We start from the raw sequence: 21,173 nt of genomic DNA, 5'->3' as shown, positions 1-21,173 counted from the left end.
CTGCGTTATTCCTTGTCGGGATGGTGGTGCGCCCAGTGGCGCGCGAGGTCGATGCGGCGGCAGACCCAGACCTTGTCGTGCCGCTGGATGTGGTCCAGAAAGCGCTGCAGTGCCGTGATGCGGCCGGGGCGGCCCAGCAGGCGGCAGTGCATGCCAATGCTCATCATCTTGGGGGAGTCATCGCCGGCCGGATCGCCCTCGGCGTAGAGGGCGTCGAACGTGTCCTTCAGGTATTGGAAGAACGGGTCGGCGTGCGAGTAGCCCTGGGGCAGGGCGAAGCGCATGTCGTTGCAGTCCAGCGTGTAGGGCACGATGAGCTGGCTGCGGGTGCTGCCGTCGCTCTTGCCGACCTTCATCCAGAAGGGCAGGTCGTCGCCGTAGTAGTCGCTGTCGTAGGCGAAGCGGCCGTCGTCGGCCACCAGGCGGTGGGTGTTGGGGCTGTCGCGGCCCGTGTACCAGCCCAGGCCGTGGTCGCCATCGTGGCCATACAGCTCGCCGAAGATCTCCATGCACTGGCGCATGTGCTCGCGCTCGACCTCGGCGGGAATGTTCTGGTAGTGGATCCACTTGAGGCCGTGGCAGGCCACTTCATGGCCCAGCTCGTGGAAGGCGGCGGCCAGTTCGCGGTGCTTTTGCAGGGCCGTGGCCACGCCGAACACGGTCAGCGGCAGGCCGCGCTTCTCGAACTCGCGCAGGATGCGCCAGACGCCTGCGCGCGAGCCGTATTCATAGATGCCTTCCATGCTCATGTGGCGCTCGGGGTAGGCGGCCGGATTGAACATTTCGGACAGGAACTGCTCGCTGGCGGCATCGCCATGCAGCACGCAGTTCTCGCCGCCCTCTTCGTAGTTGAGGACGAATTGCACGGCCACGCGGGCCTGGCCGGGCCAGCGGGCGTGGGGGGGCGTGCGACCGTAGCCGATCAGGTCGCGGGGATAGGGGGCAGTGGCGTCGTAGGTCATGCGGATACGGAGGAAAGGGCCATCGAAAGATCGCTGGTCGGCATGTCGCGGTCGAAGGTCAGGCCGGCTTCCACGTGGTCCAGGTGCTGCTGCATGAGCTGCACGGCATGGTCGGCGTCGCCGCCGGCCAGGGCCGTGACGATTTCGGCATGCTCGTCATGGGAATGCTCGGCGGCCGTGCTGGACTGGTACATCAGCGTGATCAGCGCGCAGCGCGAGATCAGCTCGCCCAGCAGCTGGGCCAGCACCTCGTTGCCCATGAGTTCGGCCATGCGCACGTGGAAGTCGCCCAGCAGCTCGGTGCGCTGGCCGACGTCGTTGCCGTCCATGGCCTTTTTCTCGGCCGCCACGTGCTGCCGCAGCGCGCGGATCTTGGCCGGCGTGCTCTGGGCGATGAAGGCGCGCACCATCTCGGCCTCGAGCATGCGGCGCACGGCGAAGACCTGGCGCGCCTCGTCCACCGAGGGCGTGGCCACGAAGGCCCCGCGCGCGGGTTCGAGCCGGATCAGGCGGTTTTGCGACAGCTGGAACAGCGCCTGGCGCACCAGGGTGCGCGAGACGCCGAAATGGTCTGCCAATTTCTGCTCGGCCAGCTTGGTGCCGGGCAGAAGACGGTGTTCGACGATGGCCCGGGTCAGGCTCTCGACAATGAAACTGGTGGTGGAAGTCTCCATCCGGCCATCATAGCGGCTGGCCACAAGAGTTGTATACAGTTTCTGTCTACTGCTTATTGGCGTTTCCCCGCATACGGCATGCCTTTTCAGAAACCGGGCGCGGCCGTATCGAAGTGCCGTGCCAGGTGCTCGACAAAGCGCTGCACGCGCTGGGTTGCCGCATGCCGCTGCGGATAGACCACATGGATGTCGGCCGGTGCCGTGGCATGGTCGGCCAGCACCTGCACCAGGCGGCCGCTGCGCAGGTAGCGGGCGATATCCCATTCGGCCCGCATGACGATGCCCAGGCCGGCCAGGGCCCAGCCCACGGCGATCTCGCCATCGTTGGTGCTCAGGCTGTCGCGCAGGCGGATGGCTTCGGTCTTGCGGCCGGGGCCGTTGTGGGTGAAGCGCCAGACGCCGTGGGCGTCGTCGCCCTGGCGGATGTCGATGCAGTCGTGCTGCATCAGCTCGCGCGGGGTGGCCGGCGTGCCGCGCCGCGCCAGGTAGGCGGCAGACGCGCACAGCAGCCGCCGGTTGGGCGCCAGGCGGCGCGCGATGACGCGCGCGTCCGGCGGCTCGCCAAAGCGTATGCACAGGTCGAAGCTGTCATCGACCAGGGGCGGCGGCGAGGCCGACAGCTGCAGCTGCACCTGGATCTGCGGGTGCCTGCGCACGAAGCTGGCGATCAGCGGCGCGATATGGCTGCGCCCGAATCCCAGCGTGGCATTGATGCGCAGCAGGCCCTGCGGCTGCCCGGGCATGCTGGCCACGGCCTGCTCCATGGCGGCAATGTCGTCCAGGATGCGCCGCGCATGGGCCAGGTAGGTCTGGCCCTCATCGGTCAGGCCCAGGCGCCGCGTCGTGCGGCTGACCAGCTGCACGCCCAGCCGCGCCTCCATCTGGGACAGGCGCTTGCTGGCCGCCGGCGTGGTGATGCCCAGCTCGCGGGCCGTGGCCGACAGGCTGGCGCTGCGGGCCAGCAGGCAGAAGAAGGCCATCTCCGATGGCGCCGAGACGGGTGTGCTCATTGTTGAATCAAAGTGAACGATGCCATCACTCTAGAGGCGCGCGCGGCGTTGTTTCATCGATAGATTCACGGACAAGGCCATGGATCCGCATGGCGCTTCATCCACCGCAATCCAAGGAGCCTTCATGACAAAGACATACCGCATCGCCTGCATTCCCGGCGATGGCATCGGCAAGGAAGTGGTGCCCGCAGGGCAGGAGGTGCTGCAGGCGCTGGCCGAAACCCAGCCCGGCCTGGGCTTTGCCTTCACCAGTTTCGGCTGGGGCGGCGACTGGTACCGCGCGCACGGCGAGATGATGCCGGCCGACGGGCTGGACGCGCTGCGCGGCCAGGACGCCATCCTGTTCGGCTCGGCCGGCGACCCGCACATTCCCGACCATGTCACGCTGTGGGGCCTGCGCCTGAAGATCTGCCAGGGGTTCGACCAGTACGCCAATGTGCGGCCCACGCGCATCCTGCCCGGCATCGATGCGCCGCTCAAGCGCTGCGCACGCGAGGACCTGGACTGGGTCATCGTGCGCGAGAACTCCGAAGGAGAATACGCGGGCGTGGGCGGCCGCGCCCACCAGGGCCATCCCATCGAGGTGGCCACCGACGTGAGCATGATGACCCGCGCGGGCGTGGAGCGCATCATGCGCTTCGCCTTCCGCCTGGCGCAGTCGCGGCCGCGCAAGCTGCTGACGGTGATCACCAAGTCCAACGCCCAGCGCCACGCCATGGTGATGTGGGACGAGATCGCGGTGCAGGTGGCCGCCGAGTTTCCCGACGTGCGCTGGGACAAGGAACTGGTGGACGCAGCCACGGCGCGCATGGTCAACCGCCCCGCCTCGCTGGACACCCTGGTTGCCACCAACCTGCATGCCGACATCCTCAGCGACCTGGCGGCCGCGCTGGCCGGCAGCCTGGGCATTGCGCCCACGGGCAACATCGATCCGGAGCGCCGCTATCCCAGCATGTTCGAGCCCATCCACGGATCGGCCTTCGACATCATGGGCCAGGGCCTGGCCAATCCCGTGGGCACCTTCTGGAGCTGCGTGATGCTGCTGGAGCACCTGGGCGAGCACCGCGCCGCGCAGCGCCTGATGCAGGCCGTGGAGCAGGTGACCGCCGATGCCGCGCTGCACACGCGTGACCTGGGCGGCAAGGCCACCACGCGCCAGGTCACCGACGCGGTCTGCGCACGGCTGCGCGCGCAGACCGCCGAGGCCCAGGCCGAGCCCGTGCCTGCCTGAGCGCGCGCTGCATGGTCCGATGACAGACAACAGAACAGACAGGAGACAAGCCATGAACCGCATCACCAGGGTTGCCGCAACATGCGCGCTGGCCGCCGCCTTCCCTGCCGCCTGGGCCCAGGCCTGGCCGGCGCGCCCCGTCAACCTCATCGTGCCGTTTCCCGCAGGCGGCACCACCGATGTGCTGGCGCGCGCGCTGGGCCAGGAGCTGTCCAAGAGTCTGGGCCAGCCCGTGGTCGTGGAAAACCGCCCCGGCGCGGGCGCCACCCTGGGCGCCGACCATGTGGCCAAGGCGAAACCTGACGGCTACACCCTGCTCATGGGCGCCGTGCACCACACCATTGCCACCAGCGTCTACCGCAGGCTGGGCTATGACTTCCAGAAGGACCTGGCGCCCATCACCGTGGTGGCCGTGGTCCCCAATGTGCTGGTGGTCCATCCGCAGGTGCCCGCCAAAACCGTGCAGGAGCTGCTGGCCCAGGCCCGGGCCCAGCCCGGCAAGCTGGCCTATGGCTCCAACGGCGCGGGCACGGGCCAGCACCTGATCGGCGCGCAGTTCGAGTCCATGGGCGGCGTGCAGCTGCTGCACGTGCCCTACAAGGGCAGCGGGCCGTTGACCACGGATCTGCTGGGCGGGCAGATCGCCATGTCCTTCGATACCGTCACGCCTGTGCTGCCCCACATCAAGGCCGGCAAGCTGCGCGCGCTGGCCGTGACCACGGCCCGGCGCTCGGTGGCCCTGCCCGATGTGCCCACGCTGGACGAGGCCGGCCTCAAGGGCTTCGACATGGGCACCTGGTTCGGCGTGCTGGCACCGGCCGCCACGCCCAGGCAGGTACTGGCGCGGCTGGGCGCAGACATGAACCGCATCATCGAGTCCCCGCAGTTCCGCAGGAAGATGGAAGAGATAGGCGCCGAGCCCATCGGCGGATCACCCGAGCAGATGGCGCGCCAGATCCGCGACGACACCGACCGCTTCGCCAGGCTGGTCAAGGACGCCAAGGTGGCCCTGGATTGAGTTGAGTTGGCACGAGGAACGAGGCCGGGCGAATCAGTTGTGACTTGACCGCATGCCACCGCCGGTGCAGGAAATTCCATAATGCCCGGCGGAGACAACACACCATGACCAGCACCACGGACCTGCACCTCACCGATCCCCAAGCCTTTCTGCTCGACCTCTACCGCGCTGCGGTCAAGGATGCGCAGCCCCTGTACAGCATGGCCCAATGCCTGCCAAAGCCTCCCAAGGGCCGCACCCTGGTGCTGGGCGCGGGCAAGGCCGGCGGCTCCATGGCCCAGGCGCTGGAGGCGCTGTGGCCAGCGGACGCGCCGCTGTCCGGCCTCGTGGTCACGCGCTACCACCACATCCCGCCGCGCCCCGAAGGCCTGGCGCAGCGCATCGAGGTGGTCGAGGCCGCCCACCCCGTGCCCGATGCGGCAGGCCTGGCCGCCGCCGAACGCATCCTCGCGCTGACCGAAGGGCTGACCGAGGACGACCTCGTGCTGTGCCTGATCTCGGGCGGCGGCTCGGCCCTGTTGACCCTGCCGGCCGAAGGCATCGACCTGGAGGAAAAGCAGCGCATCAACCGCGCCCTGCTGGAAAGCGGCGCCGCCATCGGCGAGATGAACTGCGTGCGCAAGCACCTGTCGCGCATCAAGGGCGGGCGCCTGGGCGCGGCCTGCGCGCCCGCGCGCGTGGTCACGCTGACCATCAGCGACGTGCCGGGCGACGACCCCTCCATCATCGCCAGCGGCCCCACCGTGCCCGATGCCAGTAGCTGCGCCGACGCGCTGGCCATCCTCGCGCGCTACCGCATCGACGTGCCTGAATCCGTGCGCCGCGCGCTGGAGGCGGGCGAGCTGGAAACCCCCAAGCCCGGCGACGCGCGCTTCGACGGCCACGAGGTCCACATGATCGCCACGCCCCAGCACTCGCTGGAGGCGGCCGCACGCGTGGCCGAGGCCGCAGGCCTGCGCGCCCATGTGCTGTCCGACGAGATCGAGGGCGAATCGCGCGAAGTCGCCAAGGTCCACGCCGCCCTGGCGCGCGCCGTGTCCCGCCACGGCCAGCCGTTTGCAAAGCCCTGCGTGATCCTGTCCGGCGGCGAAACCACGGTCACCATCCGGCAGCGCCCGGCCGGCACGCCCAAGGGGCGCGGCGGCCGCGCGGGCGAGTTCTGCATGGGCCTGGCCCAGGCCCTGCAGGGGCAGGACAAGGTCTGGGCGCTGGCGGCCGATACCGATGGCATCGATGGCGTGGAAGACAACGCGGGAGCGCGCGTGTCGCCGGATACGCTGGCGCGGGCCCAGGCCCAGGGCATGCGGATTGCCGAGTACCTGGACCGCAATGATGCGTATGGGTTCTTTGATGCGCTGGGGGATCTGGTGGTGACCGGGCCCACGCATACCAACGTGAATGACTTCCGGGCGATTCTGGTTCTCTAGGTTTTTGTCCCTGCCGGGTGGTTGTTTTTCGAGGCCGGGACGTGCGCCCGGCCACTTGTTTCAGGCCCGCTTGTTTCAGGCCCGCTTGCTTCAGGCGCTCACGCCCCGCGCGGCAGCGTCTCCCACCATTCGGCATCGAACCGCCCCTGCAGGAAGGCGATGAAGGACTGCACCTTCTGCGGCACCAGGCGCGGCGAGGGGTAGACGGCGTGGATTTCCTGCTCGGGCAGGCGGCAGGTCTTGAGCACTTCGACCACGCGGCCGGCCTGCAGCGAGTCGTGGGCCACGTAGCGGGGCAGGGCGGCGATGCCCATGTGCGAGCGTGAGGCCGCCAGCAGGGCCGAGAGGTTGTTGGAGCGCAGGCGGCCGGTGACGGGCACGGACACGGGCTCGCCGCTGGCGTTGCGCAGGCGCCAGAGGTCGTTGCCCTGCACGCTGCTGTAGATCAGCGTGGCGTGCTCCTTGAGGTCGGAGGGGCGGCGCGGCGTGCCGCGCTTGCGCAGGTAGGCGGGCGAGGCCACCAGCACCCAGGGGTTCACGCCCAGGGTGCGTGCGCCCAGGCTGGAGTCGGCCAGCTTGCCCAGGCGCAGGGCCACGTCGATGCCGTTGGCCACCAGGTCGGTGTAGCGGTCCTCGAAGCTCAGGTCGATCTGCACCTGGGGGTTGTGCGTCATGAACTCCAGCGCCAGCGGGATCAGCACGCGCCGGCCGAAGGCCACCGAGCTGCCGATGCGCAGCTGGCCCTGCACCTGGGTCTGTCGCACCTGCACCACCTTGTCCGCCTCGGCCACGTCGTTGACGATGGTCTTGCATTTCTCGTAGTACAGCGCGCCCGCTTCGGTGAGGCTCACGCCACGCGTGTTGCGGTTGAGCAGGCGCACCTTCAGGCGCGTCTCCATGGCCGCGACCTGCTTGGTCACCGTGGGCTGGGTGGTGGCGAACTCGTGCGCGACCTTGGTGAAGCTGCCGGTCTCCACCACGCGCACGAACATGTGCATGGCATCGAGTCTGTCCATGGTGCTGTCTCCTTTTTCATTGATAGTTATTCCTGCACGGAATAAATTTTATGGTCTGTGCAGGCGTTCCGCCAACAGGCCCGTCTGCCTAGAGTTGTCTCCAGTTTGAAGGAGACCTCCATGGCGAAAATGAAAGCAATCGAAGCCGCAGTCCGCGTGCTGGAAAAAGAAGGCGTCACCGTCGCATTCGGCGTTCCCGGTGCCGCCATCAACCCGCTGTACGCAGCGCTCAAGGACCATGGCGGCATAGGCCATATCCTGGCGCGCCACGTCGAAGGCGCAAGCCACATGGCCGAGGGCTACACCCGCGCCGTGGCCGGCAACATCGGCGTGTGCATCGGCACCAGCGGCCCGGCCGGCACGGACATGATCACGGGCCTGTACTCGGCCAGCGCGGATTCGATTCCGATCCTGTGCATCACGGGCCAGGCGCCGCGCTCGCGTCTGCACAAGGAAGATTTCCAGGCCGTGGACATTGCCTCCATCGCCAAGACCGTGACCAAGTGGGCCACCACGGTGCTGGAGCCGGCCCAGGTGCCGCGCGCCTTCCAGCAGGCCTTCCACCTGATGCGCTCGGGCCGCCCCGGCCCCGTGCTGATCGACCTGCCCATCGACGTGCAGCTGGCCGAGATCGAGTTCGACATCGATACCTACGAGCCCCTGCCTGTCTACAAGCCGGCTGCCACGCGCAAGCAGGTGGAAAAGGCCATCGCCATGCTCAACGAGTCCGAGCGCCCGCTGCTGGTGTCGGGCGGCGGCGTGATCAACGCCGATGCGTCCGAGCTGCTGGTGGAGTTCGCCGAGCTGCTGGACGTACCCGTGATCCCCACGCTGATGGGCTGGGGCACCATTCCCGACGACCACCGCCTGATGGCCGGCATGTGCGGCCTGCAGACCAGCCACCGCTACGGCAATGCCACCATGCTGGCCTCCGACTTCGTGCTGGGCATCGGCAACCGCTGGGCCAACCGCCACACGGGCTCGGTCGAGGTCTACACCAAGGGCCGCAAGTTCGTGCACGTGGACATCGAGCCCACGCAGATCGGCCGCGTGTTCGCGCCCGACTACGGCATCGTCTCGGATGCCGGCGCGGCGTTGCAGCTTTTCGTGGAGGTGGCGCGCGAGTGGAAGGCGGCTGGCCGCCTGAAGGACCGCAGCGGCTGGGTGGCCGAATGCCAGGCCCGCAAGAACAATGTGGAGTACCTGCGCAAGACCAATTTCGACAACGTGCCCATGAAGCCGCAGCGTGTCTACCAGTGCATGAACCGCAGCCTGGACAAGGACACCTGCTACGTCTCCACCATCGGCCTGTCGCAGATTGCCGGCGCGCAGTTCCTGCATGTCTACAAGCCGCGCAACTGGATCAACTGCGGCCAGGCCGGCCCGCTGGGCTGGACCGTGCCGGCCGCCCTGGGTGTGCGCGTGGCCGACCCGGCCCGCAAGATCGTGGCGCTGTCGGGCGACTATGACTTCCAGTTCATGATCGAGGAGCTGGCCGTGGGGGCGCAGTTCAAGCTGCCCTACATCCATGTGCTGGTCAACAACAGCTACCTGGGCCTGATCCGCCAGGCGCAGCGCGCCTTCTCCATCGACTACTGCGTGCAGCTGGCCTTCGACAACATCAATGTCGACGACAAGGAAGAGTCCAAGGGCTATGGCGTGGACCACGTCAAGGTGGTCGAGGGCCTGGGCTGCAAGGCGATCCGCGTGCACCGTCCCGAGGACTTCGCGCCCGCCATGCAGCAGGCCGAGGCCTGGATGGCCGAGCACCGCACGCCGGTCGTCGTCGAGGTCATCCTGGAGCGCGTGACCAACATCTCCATGGGCGCCGAGATCGACAACGTGATCGAGTTCGAGGATCTGGCCGCAGCGCCTGCCGACGTGCCCAGCGCCCTGGCCCTGCTGGATTGACGCAAGGCGCCCCCTGAGCGGCTGCGCCGCTTCCCCCTCTCTTCGGAGGGGGACGATGCCATCGCTGCGGGGCGGCCCTTGCCTGGCATCCCCGGCTGGCGCTGCGCCAATGCCTGCATTGCGGGCGGTGCAGGCAATCGGGGGTTCCGATTTCCATTGCCCCTTGGGCATTTTTACCGGCGGGCGCCTTGCGTGCCCTGCCGCTCCCAACCCACCAAACGACTACCGGAGACTTCTGACATGCCCCGTTTTGCTGCCAACCTCAGCATGCTGTTCACCGAGGTGCCCTTCCTCGACCGTTTCGAGCGCGCGGCGCGCGCCGGCTTCGAGGCCGTGGAATTCCTGTTTCCCTACGCCCACACGGTCCAGGAGATCAAGGAGCGCGTCGACGCCCACGGCCTGCAGATCGTGCTGCACAACCTGCCGGCCGGCGACTGGGATGCGGGCGAGCGCGGCATTGCCTGCCACCCCGACCGCGTGGACGAGTTCCGCGCCGGCGTGGCCAAGGCCGTGACCTATGGCCATGCGCTGGGCGTGCCCCAGCTCAACTGCCTGGCCGGCAAGGCGCCTGCCGGTGCCGATGCCGCGCTGCTGCGCCGCACCTTCGTGGACAACCTGCGCTTTGCCGCATCGGCGCTGAGCGCGGCCAATCTGCGCCTGCTGATCGAGCCCATCAACCCCTTCGACATTCCCGGCTTCTACCTGAACCACACGGACGAGGCCCTGTCCATCCTCGACGAGGTGGGCGCGCCCAACGCCTTCGTGCAGTACGACATCTACCACGCCCAGCGCACCGAGGGCGAGCTGGCGGCCACGCTGCAAAAGCATCTGGCGCGCATTGGCCACGTGCAGCTGGCCGACAACCCGGGCCGCAACGAGCCGGGCACGGGCGAGATCAACTACCCCTTCCTCTTCGCGCACCTGGACCGCATCGGCTACCAGGGCTGGGTGGGCTGCGAGTACAAGCCTGCGCGCGATACCGAATCGGGCCTGGGCTGGCTGGACGCCCACACCAGCGTGCGCGCGGCAGTCGCCGCCTGAGCGCCGCCGGAGTTTTTCTCAGCTTTTCAAAAACGACAAGGAGTACACAGCATGAATGCATCCTCTCTCAAGCTTGGTTTCGTGGGCCTGGGCATCATGGGCGCGCCCATGGCAGGCCACCTTCTGGCGGCTGGCCACCAGCTCTTCGTGAACACCCTGGGCAAGATCCCGGCGCAGATCGCCGAGAGCAGCGCTACCCAGTGCACCACCGCGCGCGGCGTGGCCGAGCGGGCCGACATCATCTTCCTGATGCTGCCCGACACGCCCGATGTCGAGAAGGTGCTGTTCGGCGAGGACGGCGTGGCCGCCGGCCTCAAGGGCAGCAGCGGCAAGGTGGTGGTGGACATGAGCTCCATCTCGCCCGTGGCCACCAAGGACTTCGCTCGCCGCATCGAGGCCATCGGCGCCCAGTACCTGGATGCGCCGGTCTCCGGCGGCGAGGTGGGCGCCAAGAACGCCACCCTGTCCATCATGGTCGGCGGCCCCGAGGACGTGTTCGCGCGCGTCAAGCCGCTGTTCGAGCGCATGGGCAAGAACATCACCCTGGTGGGCGGCAATGGCGACGGCCAGACCGCCAAGGTGGCCAACCAGATCATCGTGGCGCTGAACATCGAGGCGGTGGCAGAGGCCCTGCTGTTCGCATCGCGCGCCGGCGCCGACCCGGCCCGCGTGCGCGAGGCGCTGCTGGGCGGCTTTGCCTCGTCCAAGATCCTGGAAGTGCATGCCGAGCGCATGATCAAGCGCACGTTCGACCCGGGCTTCCGCATCTCGCTGCACCAGAAGGACCTGAACCTGGCCCTGAGCAGCGCGCGCCAGCTCGGTGTGTCCCTGCCCAACACCGCCCAGGCCCAGGAGCTGTTCAACAGCTGCGTGGCCCACGGCGGCGCGAACTGGGATCACTCGGGCATGGTGCGTGCGCTGGAGATCCAGGCCAACTTCGAAGTGGGCCAGAAGGTCCCGGCCTGATGCCGCGCAACTGACAACGCGATTGGTGGGAGGGCGGCCTTGCGCCGCCCTGTTGTGAAAAGCCGCGCTCGGCAACGGGCGCGGCTTTTTCTTGCTTCAATAGCCCAGAGTCTGCCCGTCGGGGTTGCGCGGGTCGGAGGCGCCGTAGAGCATGCCGTCGCGCAGCTGGATGGTCTGCGTGCGGCCCATGGATGCCTTCACGGCAACGTTGTGGCCGCGCGACTTGAGCAGGGCCACGGTGTCGGGGCTGATGCCCTTTTCCACGCGCAGCTCGTCGGGCGTCCACTGGTGGTGAAAGCGCGGCGTGGCGGCGGCCTCGGCCGGGTTCATGCCGAAGTCGATGGTATTGACCACGGTCTGCAGCACGGTGGTGATGATGCGCGCGCCGCCGGGGCTGCCGGTGACCAGCACGGGCTTGCCGTCCTTGAGCACCATGGTGGGCGTCATGGACGACAGCGGGCGTTTGCCTGCGGCCACCGCATTGGCATCGCCGCCGACCAGGCCGTAGGCGTTGGCCACGCCGGGCTTGGCAGAGAAGTCGTCCATCTCGTTGTTGAGCAGGATGCCCGTGCCCTTGGCCACGATGCCGCTGCCGAAGTTGGTGTTCAGCGTATAGGTCACGGCCACGGCGTTGCCCATCCTGTCCACCACGGAGTAGTGCGTGGTCTGGTCGCTCTCGTAGGGCTGGGGCTTGCCGGGCTTGATGTCCTTGCCGGCGCGCGCCTGGTAGGGGTCGATGCCGGCGGCCAGAGCCTCGGCGTAGCGCTTGGACGTCAGGCCCTTGAGCGGCACGGTCACGAAGTCCGGGTCGCCCAGGTATTCGGCCCGGTCGGCATAGGCCAGCTTCATGCCTTCGGCCATGTAGTGGATGCTCTGTGCGCTGTTGGCGCCCCACTGGTTCATGGGCCAGCGTTCCATCATGTTAAGGATCTGGATCAGGTGGGCGCCGCCGGAGGACGGGGGCGGCATGGTCACGATCTCATATCCGCGATAGGTGCCGCGCACGGGCTCGCGCTCGACCACCTTGTAGTTCTTGAGATCCTGCAGCGACAGGGCGCCCGCATGCGGCGCCATCTCGGCCGCGAGCTTGCGGGCAATGGCGCCTTCGTAGAACACCTTGGAGCCCTGCTGCCCGATCAGGCGCAGCGACTGCGCCAGGTCCTTTTGCACCAGGCGGTCGCCGCGCTTGAGGGGTTCGCCGTTGCGCCAGAAGATGGCCTGGGTGGCGGGCCACTGGCCCATGTTCTTCTTTTCCTGCTCCAGGATCTTGGCCAGGGTCTCGCTGACCGTAAAGCCCTTGTCGGCCAGCTTCACGGATGGCGCAATCACCGTGGACAGCGGCAGAGAGCCCCATTTCTTCAATGCATGCTCCATGCCGGCCACGGTGCCGGGCACGCCCACGGCGTAGTGGGTGTACAGCGACTTGCCGTCGATGACCTTGCCGTCCGCGCCCACGTACATGTCCCGCGTGGCCTTGGAGGGTGCGACCTCGCGGAAGTCCAGCGCAATGTTCTTGCCGCTCTTGGCGTCGTGCACGATCATGAAACCGCCGCCGCCGATGTTGCCGGCATTGGGCAGGGCCACCGCCAGCGCAAAGCCCATGGCCACGGCGGCATCCACCGCATTGCCGCCCGACTTCAGGATCTGCAGGCCGATGCGCGAGGCCAGCTCCTGCTCGCTGGACACCATGCCGTTCCTGGCCACGACGGGATGGAATACATCCATGTCGAAGTCATAGGCTGCACTGGCCGCCTGGGCCGCATTGCTTTGCGTGATGGGCGCTGCCGCCGGTGCAGGTGCTGCGGCCACCGGCGCTGGCGGCGCCGAGGCCGCGGGCGGCTGTGTGCTGCTGCAGGCGGCCAGGCTGGCAATGGCCAGCGCCAGGCTGGTTGCCAGCAAGGGGGAGCGAAATGGCATCGGTATCTCCTTGGCAGATGAAACAGTGGAACCGTTGAAATGAGCGAAAGTCCTTTGCCGCCCGGTATGCGATGGCCGCAGGGCCTGCAGCCGGGGCGGCGGCGGACCACAGTGTAGAAGCATGGCGTTGCAGGCCTGCCCACGGGCCGCTGCCGACGCCGAAAGTGCGGGTATCTGCCTAGGCTCGAGCTGCATGGCGCACTTCAAGGGCGTACAAAAACTGTATACACTTTGCGAATGCACGAGGGGGCCGCGAGTGCTGTCGCGCGCCGCGCTTCGTGCATCGACCAACCAATGACAACCGGGCGGGCCAGCTCCCGCCGCACAGGAGATTTCCATGGGCCTGAGCACCCACGTCCTCGACACCATGAATGGCTGCCCCGCAGCCGGCATGGCTGTCGCGCTGTATTCCACCGATGGCGACCAGGCCACGCTGATCAAGAGCCTGGTGCTCAACCACGACGGCCGCACCGATGCGCCGCTGTTCGACAACAACAGCCTCAGGACCGGCACCTACCGGCTGACCTTCGACGTGGCGGCCTACTTCAAGGCCCGTGGCGTGCAACTGCCCGAGCCCAACTTCCTCAACAAGGTGAGCCTGGACTTCGGCGTGGCCCATGCCGACCAGCATTACCATGTGCCCCTGCTGGTCAGCCCCTGGAGCTATTCGACGTACCGGGGCTCCTGAGCTCTGGACTGCAGGCGCAGGCTGTCGGGGGATGGCCTGGAGTGAAACCTGAAATGACGAACGGCCCGCATTGCGGGCCGTTGCTCTTGGGGCTCCAGCAAGCGTGCGGGCTACTTGCCCTTGGAATGCCCCATGGCCACGACCAGGGCCGAGATGAAGAAGAAGGCCTGCAGCTCCAGCGCCCAGCCTCCCGAGCTGTGCAGCTGCATCACCTGGCCTGTGTGCACCAGCGCGAAGGCCACGATCATGTTGACCGCAATCACCAGCGCCGCGGGCACCACCCACAGGCCCACCAGCAGCAGCAGCGGCGCCACCACCTCACCCAGATACACCGCATAGGCCAGCCAGCCCGGCGCGCCCGCGGACTCCACCATGCGCTCGATGCTGCCTATGCCGTAGCGGATCTTGGCCCAGCCATGAAAAAGCAGCAGGACCGCAAGCGTGACGCGCAACAGCACCATGGCTGCCTGGGGATGGTGAAAGTGGCTCCAGAACTTCATGAACTCCCTCGATGTGGATGGGCCCGGTGGGCCGGGTGTTGCTGTGGATGCATTCTGGCATCAGCGGGCTTTCGGTGTCGGCTGTGGCGGCCCGGAACGGGATTTTCAGACATTTCCTGCGGGCCTGTAGTCCTATGGCGCAACTTGTGACATGTCTCATCACAAGTACCGCAAAGCGGCCTAGCATCGTCCCCAGCCTGTCTCCGAAGCGGTTTGCGAGCACTGGTAGGGGTGCCCGGGACCGGGAGGCAAGGTGATCAATCCAATGAACCGATGGGGTCTCCCCAAAACGTCCAATCAAGAAAGGCAGGTTTTCCCATGCGTCAGTTTTCTTTGCGTACCGTCGTGATGGCCACTGCACTGGCGGCCGGCAGCGTGGCCATGGTCGGCTGCACCACCACCAAGCCGGAAACCCAGTCCGCGCCGCGTGCTGATTCCACCACCGTCAATGCGCGCGCCAACGCTGCGCTGGAGCGGCTGTACCAGACGGCGCCGGGCTCCAAGGAAATGGTGGCCCGCTCCAAGGGCGTGCTGATCTTCCCCTCGGTGATCGGCGGCAGTTTCGTCATCGGTGTGGAGCATGGCCGCGGCGTGCTGCGCGTCGGCGGCCAGAACAAGGGCTTCTACAGCACCACGGGCGCCTCGGTGGGCTGGCAGGCAGGCGGCCAGTCCAAGGCTGTGATCTATGTGTTCAACACCCAGGAAGCGCTGGACAAGTTCCTGGCCAGCGACGGCTGGTCCGTGGGCGCGGATGCCACGGTGGCCGCAGGCAAGGTGGGCGCCAATGGCAGCGTGGACACCACGACCGCCCAGGGCCCCGTCACCAGCTACGTGCTGACCAACGCGGGCCTGGAAGCCGGCGTGTCGCTGCAGGGCTCGAAGATCACCAAGGTGGTCGAATGATCCCGGCCCTGAGGGGCCTTTGAACGAAACCGGCCTGCGGGCCGGTTTTCTTTTTTGCGGGCGGATCAGGCGCCGCCGGTTGCGCCGTCTTCACTGGCGGATTGCGGCGCAGCGGGCGCGAGCACGGCCTGCTCTATGCGTTCCAGGCGCTTTTCGATGCGCTCCACGGCTTCGGCGCTCATCTTGATGTCGTAGATGCTCACGGGCTCTTCGCATTCCAGCGAAGGGTCCGTCGAGGCCGACAGGCGGCCCAGCAGGGGGGCCTCGAACGTGGTCTGCAGCCGGGCCACGACTTCGGCGTTCATGGAACGGCCGGTGCGCTTGGCTGCCTCCTCGACGAGGTCCTTGAGTTCCTGCGGCAGGCGCAGCTTGTACTGAGGATCGGTCTGTTTCATCGCCGGCAATCATGGACCGGAAAGGTATTGACTGCAAGGGACCTGATAGGTATTGTTGCTTCGGGACCAGCACGGTCCCGCGCAAGGGATGCCATGAAGACAGTGAAGCAATCGGGCCACAGCCATCAGGAACCCTCACCGCAGCACCAGGAGGTGCTGGCGGTGGATGCGTTGTGCCATATGGGAGCGGCCCTGGGCGTGCTGGAGCTGCATGCCGAACGCGCCGGCTCGGCCATGGTATGTGCCGCGCGTGATTTGCTGCGTGGCTACCACGCCAGCGCTGACCAGGCGGTGGCCGGCCTGCAGGCCGGCGGCCGCTCGGCAGGCGTGCTGCCGCAGCTGTCGCAGGACCTGGGCTATGCCATCGAGGTCATCGATCGCGTGAACGATGACGCACCGGACGACCTGGTGCTCTATGCCGTGACCTGCCTGCTCAGAAGCGCCCGAAGCTTTGCCGACGGCCAGCCGTGCGCAGCGGCCTGAGGCTCAGAGCTGGCCCTCGGTCAGCGTGTCGAGCTGGAAGCGGCCGGACTTGTCCCAGAGCCAGGTATCGGTATAGGTGATGCGGGCGGCGCCGGCAGGAGCGGGGAAGGGCGCGGCGGCGCGCACCAGGCGCTCGATCTCGCTCACCACCTCGGGGGCATGGCCGGGCGCGCGCATCCAGTGCAGGCGCTGGACCTGGCCGTTGCGGTCGATCTGGACCTGGAGCACGCCGATCGCGTAGAGCATGGGTGGCAACTGGCCCTTGTAGATGCGATCGGCATTGCGCGCGTACAGATGGTTGGCGGCCACCTTGCGGTACTGCAGCTGTGCGCTGGAGCTGACGTCGTCGGGGCGCGGGCCGGGGCCGGGCGGGGACTTGCAGGCCGTGACCAGGGAGGCAATGGCGGCCATCAGGCCGGCCCACAGCCAGGGGCGGCCGGAACGTGGCTTTTGCACGGAACTGTGCTGCGTGGAATCAGGGGAATCGGGCATGATTGCGAGCGTATCCTGAAACACTGCGGCACCGGCAGTCGGAGCGCAAAACTCAAGTGCCGCAGCGGACAATCCCGCAACAAATTCCAACGAAGCCCGCAGGCGCCACGACGGGCTGTCAGGTGCGCCCATGTGGAGTGACACGTTCAACAAAGTCGAGCAGGGCCTTGCGCAGGGGCCGCTGTGCTGGGTCGAAGTGATGGACTCGCGAGGCTCCGTGCCGCGCGAGCGCGGCGCCTGGATGGCGGTGTTCGCCGACCGCATGGCCGGCACCATCGGCGGCGGGCACCTGGAGTTCGATGCCATCGACAGGGCCCGCAGCCTGCTGCGCGGCTGGGCAACGCCTGGCGAGCAGGGTAGCCAGGGCGGCCAGGTCGCCACCGAGCACCAGCACCGCTATCCGCTGGGCCCCAGCCTGGGCCAGTGCTGCGGCGGCGTGGTGATGCTGAGGTTCGTGCTGGTGCCCCAGGGCCGCATGGACATGCTGCGCGAGCGGCTGCAGCCGCCGCGCGACTGCGTGGCCCTGTTCGGCGCAGGCCACGTCGGCCATGCGCTGGTGCGCCTGCTGTGCAATCTTCCCTACCGCGTGATGTGGGTGGACAGCCGCGATTCGGTCTTCCCCGAGGAGGAGCACGAGCTCGTGCAGTGTGAATACTCCGATCCCGTGCAGTCCGCCGTGGCCGACCTGCCCACCGGCTCCCAGGTGCTGATCATGAGCTTCAGCCATGCCGAGGACCTGGAGGTGGTCGCCCAGTGCCTGAGCCGCCAGCGCCAGCACGGCGACCTGCCCTATGTGGGCCTGATCGGCAGCGCCACCAAATGGGCCACCTTCCGGCGCCGCCTGCGCGAGCGCGGCTTCAGCGATGCCGAGCTGGACCATGTGACCTGCCCCATCGGCGTGCCCGGCATCAAGGGCAAGGAGCCCGAGGTGATCGCGGTGGCCGTGGCGGCGCAGCTTCTGCAGCGGCGCAGCGCCGCGCCTACGCGGAATCAGGGAAATCTCTAGTGAATTGATGCTGCGCAAGCCGATGGGCTGGCGAAAAATTGCATACACTTTGTGTCTACGAAATGGTCGCAGCGGTGCACCGGCGGTATATCTACCGGGTGCGCGGCCTTTTTCTTCTGCTCAGAGCGCCCGCAGTGGTGAGCAGGTTGAACACCGGCGGCCCCCACGCTGCCAAGGTTGAGAGCTATGGAAAGCTACATTCTCGACTGGGCCAACCTGCTGTTGCGGTGGCTCCACGTCATTACGGCCATCGCCTGGGTCGGTTCCTCCTTCTATTTCGTCTTCCTCGACAGCAGCCTGACGCCGCCCGTCGATGACGATCTCAAGAAGCAGGGCGTCAGCGGCGAACTCTGGGCCGTGCACGGCGGTGGGTTCTACCACCCTGTCAAGTTCAATGTCTCCCCGCCCAAGCTGCCGGACCACCTGCACTGGTTCTACTGGGAAAGCTACACCACCTGGCTCAGCGGCTTTGCGCTGCTGACGGTGTCGTACCTGTGGAACGCCAAGATCTACCTCGTCAATCCGGCCGATCCCAATGCCATGGGCTCGGCTGCGGCCATTGCCTCGGCCCTGGCCTTCCTGGTCGTTTTCTGGCTGCTGTACGACGGCATCTGCCGCGTCTTCGGCCAGAAGAAGAACGGCGACGCCACGGTGGGCGCCATGGTGCTGGTGCTGGTGTGCATCGCGGCCTTCCTGGCCTGCCACATCTTCCCGGGCCAGGCCGCCTTCCTGCTGATGGGCGCCATGCTGGCGACCTCGATGAGCGCCAACGTGTTCTTCTGGATCATCCCCGGCCAGCGCACGGTGGTGAAGGCCCTGAAGGAAGGCCAGCCCGTGGACCCCATCCACGGCAAGCGCGGCAAGCAGCGCAGCGTGCACAACACGTACTTCACGCTGCCGGTGCTGTTCGCCATGCTGTCCAACCACTACGGCTGGCTGTACAGCCATGAGCTGAACTGGCTGGTGCTGATCCTGATGATGTTCGCAGGCGCCGCCATCCGCCAGTTCTTCGTGATGCGCCACGGCTTCAAGCTGGGCCGCAATGCCCATCCCTGGCCCTACGCCCTGGTTGGCGTGCTGGTGCTGGTCGGCACGGCCGTCTGGCTCAAGCCCGCGCCGGCGCCTGCCGCAGCGCCTGCGCCGGCTCCCGCCGCCGTGCAGTCGCCTGCCGCAACGACCGAGCCCGCAGCAGCGGCTCCCGGTGGTGACACGGCTGCGCCTGCAGCCCCTGCGTCCCCGGCTGCCGCCGCTCCTGCCGACGGCGCCGTCGGCTATGCCCAGCTCGCGCCCTTCTTGCAGCAGCATTGCGTGGTCTGCCACGGTGCCGCCCTGCAGCAAAAGAATGTGCGCCTGGACTCGCCCGAGCAGGTCAAGGCCCATGCCCAGCAGATCTACCAGCAGGTGGTGCAGCTGCGCAAGATGCCCTTCGGCAATCCGGGCGCCCTGAGCGATGACGAGCGCGGCATGGTCAAGCGCTGGTACGAATCGGGTGCATCGGTGAACTGATCATCCTGCCGCGCCCATGCGCTGCCAGCCACCCGCCCGCAGTCTCGCAAGAGCCTGCGGGCTTCTTGTTTCAGGCAGGCCAGGCCGCTGCGGTGCCGTGCAGGGCCGGATGCCGCGCTTCATCGTGCGGCGTTTGCAGCGCGATGGCGCCGCGCCCCGGCAGGCTTTGCGCCTTGGCCTGCTGCTTGGCCAGGGCCGCGAGGTTGGCGATGTCCTCGGGTGCCAGCAGGCTGCCCGGCGCGACGCGCACCACGCCGATGGACAGCGTGGTGCAGGCAAAGAATCGCCGGATGCCGTGGCGGTCCTCGGCCCAGATGCCGCCGGCCTCGCGCGCCTGGTCGTCGAACAGCTGGCGCGCCTCGCCTGCGAAGGCGCCGACGATGTCCTCGCAGCGCTGCTGCCAGTCCTCGCTTTGCAGCAGCAGCATGAAGTCGTCCCCGCCCACATGGCCCACGAAGTCGCGCCGCGCGTCGCAGTGCGCCACGGCCAGCCGCGCCACCAGGCGGATCATCTGGTCGCCGCGCCAGTAGCCGTAGTGGTCGTTGAAGGGCTTGAAGTGGTTGAGGTCGGCGTAGCAGGCCACGAAGCCGGCGCCGCTGTCCAGCAGGCGCTGCATGTGCAGGCTGATGGGGATGTTGCCGGGCAGGAAGGTCAGCGGGTTGGCGTGGCGCGCGGCCTCGATGCGGGCCTCGGTCACGCGGCGCACCAGCTGCTCGCCCGTGCCCAGGCCCACATAGCGGCCGTTGTCGGTGACGATGAAGCCGTCGCTCAGGTAGCGCTGGTCCTGCGAGGTCAGGATGCCGACGAGCTGGTCCACATCGCAGTCCAGCTCCACGATGCGCGGCTGCACGTTGGCAAAGGCCAGGCAGGGCTTGCGTCCGTGGACTTCACGGAAGTACAGCGTGGCGTAGTGGTTCATGAACTGCTGGCGGTTGATGAGGGCCAGCGGCCGGCCGGCCTCCACGACGGCAATGGCGTGCAGCTGCTGCCCGGCCTGGAACAGCTCGGCCACCTCGTCGTTGCTGGCCGCCGGTGCCACGCAGGGCGCCTGCATCACCATCAGGTTGCGCAGCACGCCCGGGCGGGCGCTGTGGCCCTGGTGGGGCAGCACGGCCACGCGCGGGTCCTGCGCCACGCTCAGCGCCTGCGGGCTGATCTGCGGCTGGGCGGCTTCGGCGGGCCGGCCCAGCAGCCATCCCTGGCCGTACGCAATGCCCAGGTCGCGCAGGGTGCGCAGCTCGTCCTCGGTCTCTATGCCTTCGGCGATCAGCGTGGTTCCGAAGACCTCGGCAATGCCCTTGATGGCCTGCAGCAGCTGCAGCGTGGCCGGGCGCTGCTCGATCTGGTGGATGAAGTACTTGTCGATCTTGACGAAGTCCGGCTTGGCCTCGGACCACAGGCGCAGGCTGGAGCGGCCGTCGCCAAAGTCGTCGAGCGCCAGGCGCGCGCCCGTGGCGTGCACGGCCTTGACGGCGGCGCAGACGGCGGGCATGTCGGTCACATGGTCGTGCTCGGTGATCTCCACCACCAGGGACCGCGCCTGCACGCCGAAGCCGCGCACCGTGTCCCCGACCATGCCGGGGCCGCAGACACCCACGGCCTGCACCAGCGCCTGGGCGCTGAGGTTGACGAACAGCCGGCCCGGCGCGCCCTGGCGGCCCCAGTCCTGCAGCGCCACGCAGACCGCCAGCAGCTCGAATTCCCGAAGAATGCCCTCGGCCGCAGCGCCCTTGAGCAAGGCGTCGGGCGTGTGCAACGGCATGCCCCGGGGGCCGCGGATCAGCGCCTCATGCGCATAGATGCTGCCGCTGCGCAAGTCGGCCAGCGGCTGGAAGACACAGTACAGGCCGCCCGCGCGCATGAGCTGTGCCACGGGGCCTGCACCGGACCGCACTGCGGCCGACAGCACGGCCGCCGCAGCGGGCAGGCTGGCGAGCATCTGGGGATCGATCATGGGCTCAACTTTTCAGTTGGATACATTGCGTTTCATTGGTGACATATTTGTGACAAGTATGCCGCCTGTCGGC

Annotated in this window: 20 protein-coding genes; 11 read left to right on the top strand and 9 right to left on the bottom strand. The window is 67.7% G+C overall.

The genetic code is table 11. The annotated features are described in order from the left end of the window. Positions 1 to 5: 5 nt before the first annotated feature. From puuE to ACF8NF_RS25560, 3 genes are all read right to left on the bottom strand, one after another. Positions 6 to 962, bottom strand: a complete 957-nt coding sequence (gene puuE / locus ACF8NF_RS25570) for an allantoinase PuuE (RefSeq protein ID WP_016452629.1) — start codon at positions 960 to 962, stop codon at positions 6 to 8. Continuing rightward, positions 959 to 1,636: a GntR family transcriptional regulator gene (locus ACF8NF_RS25565; protein WP_012204034.1), complete on the bottom strand. Its 678-nt coding sequence runs from the start codon at positions 1,634 to 1,636 to the stop codon at positions 959 to 961. Before ACF8NF_RS25565 ends, puuE begins: the two co-directional genes overlap by 4 nt. Before the next feature lie 86 nt (positions 1,637 to 1,722). Beyond that, positions 1,723 to 2,646 (bottom strand): LysR family transcriptional regulator, encoded by a 924-nt coding sequence (locus ACF8NF_RS25560; protein WP_338497588.1) that lies wholly within the window; start codon positions 2,644 to 2,646, stop codon positions 1,723 to 1,725. A 124-nt stretch (positions 2,647 to 2,770) separates the two neighbouring features. Between ACF8NF_RS25560 and ACF8NF_RS25555 the strand changes: the two genes are divergently transcribed. The 3 genes from ACF8NF_RS25555 to ACF8NF_RS25545 all read left to right on the top strand — a co-directional run bounded on the left by ACF8NF_RS25555 (position 2,771) and on the right by ACF8NF_RS25545 (position 6,322). Then, complete coding sequence (locus ACF8NF_RS25555; RefSeq protein WP_034391100.1) at positions 2,771 to 3,877, top strand: tartrate dehydrogenase; 1,107 nt, start codon at positions 2,771 to 2,773, stop codon at positions 3,875 to 3,877. A gap of 52 nt (positions 3,878 to 3,929) precedes the next feature. After that, a complete protein-coding gene (locus tag ACF8NF_RS25550; RefSeq protein WP_392451510.1) occupies positions 3,930 to 4,895 on the top strand; it encodes a tripartite tricarboxylate transporter substrate binding protein in 966 nt (321 codons plus the stop codon). Between the two features lie 104 nt (positions 4,896 to 4,999). Then, positions 5,000 to 6,322, top strand: coding sequence for a glycerate kinase (locus ACF8NF_RS25545; RefSeq protein WP_392451509.1), 1,323 nt, complete (start codon positions 5,000 to 5,002; stop codon positions 6,320 to 6,322). A 98-nt stretch (positions 6,323 to 6,420) separates the two neighbouring features. Here the strand turns inward: ACF8NF_RS25545 and ACF8NF_RS25540 are convergent, their stop codons facing one another. Next, entirely contained in the window at positions 6,421 to 7,338 is a 918-nt protein-coding gene (locus ACF8NF_RS25540; protein WP_016449783.1) for a LysR family transcriptional regulator, read from the bottom strand. Between the two features lie 120 nt (positions 7,339 to 7,458). Between ACF8NF_RS25540 and gcl the strand changes: the two genes are divergently transcribed. The 3 genes from gcl (at position 7,459) to glxR (ending at position 11,256) form a co-directional block, all read left to right on the top strand. Next, positions 7,459 to 9,249, top strand: a complete 1,791-nt coding sequence (gene gcl, locus ACF8NF_RS25535; RefSeq protein ID WP_016449782.1) for a glyoxylate carboligase — start codon at positions 7,459 to 7,461, stop codon at positions 9,247 to 9,249. Between the two features lie 240 nt (positions 9,250 to 9,489). Beyond that, entirely contained in the window at positions 9,490 to 10,290 is an 801-nt protein-coding gene (hyi, locus tag ACF8NF_RS25530) for a hydroxypyruvate isomerase (RefSeq protein ID WP_392451508.1), read from the top strand. 51 nt (positions 10,291 to 10,341) lie between these two features. Then, positions 10,342 to 11,256, top strand: a complete 915-nt coding sequence (glxR, locus tag ACF8NF_RS25525; RefSeq protein ID WP_016449780.1) for a 2-hydroxy-3-oxopropionate reductase — start codon at positions 10,342 to 10,344, stop codon at positions 11,254 to 11,256. A gap of 96 nt (positions 11,257 to 11,352) precedes the next feature. Here the strand turns inward: glxR and ggt are convergent, their stop codons facing one another. Then, the gene (ggt, locus tag ACF8NF_RS25520; RefSeq protein ID WP_016449779.1) at positions 11,353 to 13,173 is read right to left on the bottom strand and encodes a gamma-glutamyltransferase; all 1,821 of its coding nucleotides are present in this window, start codon (positions 13,171 to 13,173) and stop codon (positions 11,353 to 11,355) included. A 337-nt stretch (positions 13,174 to 13,510) separates the two neighbouring features. On the opposite strand from ggt, the gene uraH reads away from it, so the two are divergent. After that, positions 13,511 to 13,861: a hydroxyisourate hydrolase gene (uraH, locus tag ACF8NF_RS25515; protein ID WP_012204044.1), complete on the top strand. Its 351-nt coding sequence runs from the start codon at positions 13,511 to 13,513 to the stop codon at positions 13,859 to 13,861. Between the two features lie 110 nt (positions 13,862 to 13,971). Here the strand turns inward: uraH and ACF8NF_RS25510 are convergent, their stop codons facing one another. Further along, positions 13,972 to 14,361 carry a DoxX family protein gene (locus tag ACF8NF_RS25510; protein ID WP_016449777.1) on the bottom strand — a complete coding sequence of 130 codons (390 nt, stop codon included), beginning with the start codon at positions 14,359 to 14,361 and terminating at the stop codon, positions 13,972 to 13,974. A 318-nt stretch (positions 14,362 to 14,679) separates the two neighbouring features. On the opposite strand from ACF8NF_RS25510, the gene ACF8NF_RS25505 reads away from it, so the two are divergent. Next, positions 14,680 to 15,264 (top strand): YSC84-related protein, encoded by a 585-nt coding sequence (locus ACF8NF_RS25505; RefSeq protein WP_016449776.1) that lies wholly within the window; start codon positions 14,680 to 14,682, stop codon positions 15,262 to 15,264. 65 nt (positions 15,265 to 15,329) lie between these two features. Here the strand turns inward: ACF8NF_RS25505 and ACF8NF_RS25500 are convergent, their stop codons facing one another. After that, positions 15,330 to 15,659: an Arc family DNA-binding protein gene (locus tag ACF8NF_RS25500; protein WP_016449775.1), complete on the bottom strand. Its 330-nt coding sequence runs from the start codon at positions 15,657 to 15,659 to the stop codon at positions 15,330 to 15,332. A gap of 93 nt (positions 15,660 to 15,752) precedes the next feature. On the opposite strand from ACF8NF_RS25500, the gene ACF8NF_RS25495 reads away from it, so the two are divergent. Then, entirely contained in the window at positions 15,753 to 16,142 is a 390-nt protein-coding gene (locus ACF8NF_RS25495; RefSeq protein ID WP_016449774.1) for a hypothetical protein, read from the top strand. 3 nt (positions 16,143 to 16,145) lie between these two features. Here ACF8NF_RS25495 and ACF8NF_RS25490 read toward each other — a convergent pair whose 3' ends face one another. After that, positions 16,146 to 16,634, bottom strand: coding sequence for a hypothetical protein (locus ACF8NF_RS25490; RefSeq protein WP_016449773.1), 489 nt, complete (start codon positions 16,632 to 16,634; stop codon positions 16,146 to 16,148). A gap of 130 nt (positions 16,635 to 16,764) precedes the next feature. On the opposite strand from ACF8NF_RS25490, the gene xdhC reads away from it, so the two are divergent. After that, positions 16,765 to 17,640: a xanthine dehydrogenase accessory protein XdhC gene (gene xdhC / locus ACF8NF_RS25485; RefSeq protein ID WP_046240322.1), complete on the top strand. Its 876-nt coding sequence runs from the start codon at positions 16,765 to 16,767 to the stop codon at positions 17,638 to 17,640. Positions 17,641 to 17,826: 186 nt separating this feature from the next. Next, on the top strand, positions 17,827 to 19,146 hold the full coding sequence (locus ACF8NF_RS25480; RefSeq protein ID WP_133073327.1) for a urate hydroxylase PuuD: 1,320 nt from the start codon (positions 17,827 to 17,829) through the stop codon (positions 19,144 to 19,146). Between the two features lie 70 nt (positions 19,147 to 19,216). Here the strand turns inward: ACF8NF_RS25480 and ACF8NF_RS25475 are convergent, their stop codons facing one another. Continuing rightward, positions 19,217 to 21,100: an EAL domain-containing protein gene (locus ACF8NF_RS25475; protein ID WP_392451507.1), complete on the bottom strand. Its 1,884-nt coding sequence runs from the start codon at positions 21,098 to 21,100 to the stop codon at positions 19,217 to 19,219. Between the last annotated feature and the right edge of the window lie 73 nt (positions 21,101 to 21,173).

It is taken from the genome of Delftia sp. WSY_22 (assembly GCF_043104185.1).
In the GTDB taxonomy this organism is placed as follows: Bacteria; Pseudomonadota; Gammaproteobacteria; order Burkholderiales; family Burkholderiaceae_C; genus Comamonas; species Comamonas tsuruhatensis.
The sequence above is the reverse complement of the archived record's forward strand: the minus strand, read 5'-3'. Positions and strand labels throughout refer to the sequence as shown.

Coding starts and splice junctions, on each gene's coding strand:
- puuE (WP_016452629.1), bottom strand. CDS start 962: ATGACCTACGACGCCACTGCCCCCTATCCCCGCGACCTGATCGGCTAC.
- ACF8NF_RS25565 (WP_012204034.1), bottom strand. CDS start 1,636: ATGGAGACTTCCACCACCAGTTTCATTGTCGAGAGCCTGACCCGGGCC.
- ACF8NF_RS25560 (WP_338497588.1), bottom strand. CDS start 2,646: ATGAGCACACCCGTCTCGGCGCCATCGGAGATGGCCTTCTTCTGCCTG.
- ACF8NF_RS25555 (WP_034391100.1), top strand. CDS start 2,771: ATGACAAAGACATACCGCATCGCCTGCATTCCCGGCGATGGCATCGGC.
- ACF8NF_RS25550 (WP_392451510.1), top strand. CDS start 3,930: ATGAACCGCATCACCAGGGTTGCCGCAACATGCGCGCTGGCCGCCGCC.
- ACF8NF_RS25545 (WP_392451509.1), top strand. CDS start 5,000: ATGACCAGCACCACGGACCTGCACCTCACCGATCCCCAAGCCTTTCTG.
- ACF8NF_RS25540 (WP_016449783.1), bottom strand. CDS start 7,338: ATGGACAGACTCGATGCCATGCACATGTTCGTGCGCGTGGTGGAGACC.
- gcl (WP_016449782.1), top strand. CDS start 7,459: ATGGCGAAAATGAAAGCAATCGAAGCCGCAGTCCGCGTGCTGGAAAAA.
- hyi (WP_392451508.1), top strand. CDS start 9,490: ATGCCCCGTTTTGCTGCCAACCTCAGCATGCTGTTCACCGAGGTGCCC.
- glxR (WP_016449780.1), top strand. CDS start 10,342: ATGAATGCATCCTCTCTCAAGCTTGGTTTCGTGGGCCTGGGCATCATG.
- ggt (WP_016449779.1), bottom strand. CDS start 13,173: ATGCCATTTCGCTCCCCCTTGCTGGCAACCAGCCTGGCGCTGGCCATT.
- uraH (WP_012204044.1), top strand. CDS start 13,511: ATGGGCCTGAGCACCCACGTCCTCGACACCATGAATGGCTGCCCCGCA.
- ACF8NF_RS25510 (WP_016449777.1), bottom strand. CDS start 14,361: ATGAAGTTCTGGAGCCACTTTCACCATCCCCAGGCAGCCATGGTGCTG.
- ACF8NF_RS25505 (WP_016449776.1), top strand. CDS start 14,680: ATGCGTCAGTTTTCTTTGCGTACCGTCGTGATGGCCACTGCACTGGCG.
- ACF8NF_RS25500 (WP_016449775.1), bottom strand. CDS start 15,659: ATGAAACAGACCGATCCTCAGTACAAGCTGCGCCTGCCGCAGGAACTC.
- ACF8NF_RS25495 (WP_016449774.1), top strand. CDS start 15,753: ATGAAGACAGTGAAGCAATCGGGCCACAGCCATCAGGAACCCTCACCG.
- ACF8NF_RS25490 (WP_016449773.1), bottom strand. CDS start 16,634: ATGCCCGATTCCCCTGATTCCACGCAGCACAGTTCCGTGCAAAAGCCA.
- xdhC (WP_046240322.1), top strand. CDS start 16,765: ATGTGGAGTGACACGTTCAACAAAGTCGAGCAGGGCCTTGCGCAGGGG.
- ACF8NF_RS25480 (WP_133073327.1), top strand. CDS start 17,827: ATGGAAAGCTACATTCTCGACTGGGCCAACCTGCTGTTGCGGTGGCTC.
- ACF8NF_RS25475 (WP_392451507.1), bottom strand. CDS start 21,100: ATGATCGATCCCCAGATGCTCGCCAGCCTGCCCGCTGCGGCGGCCGTG.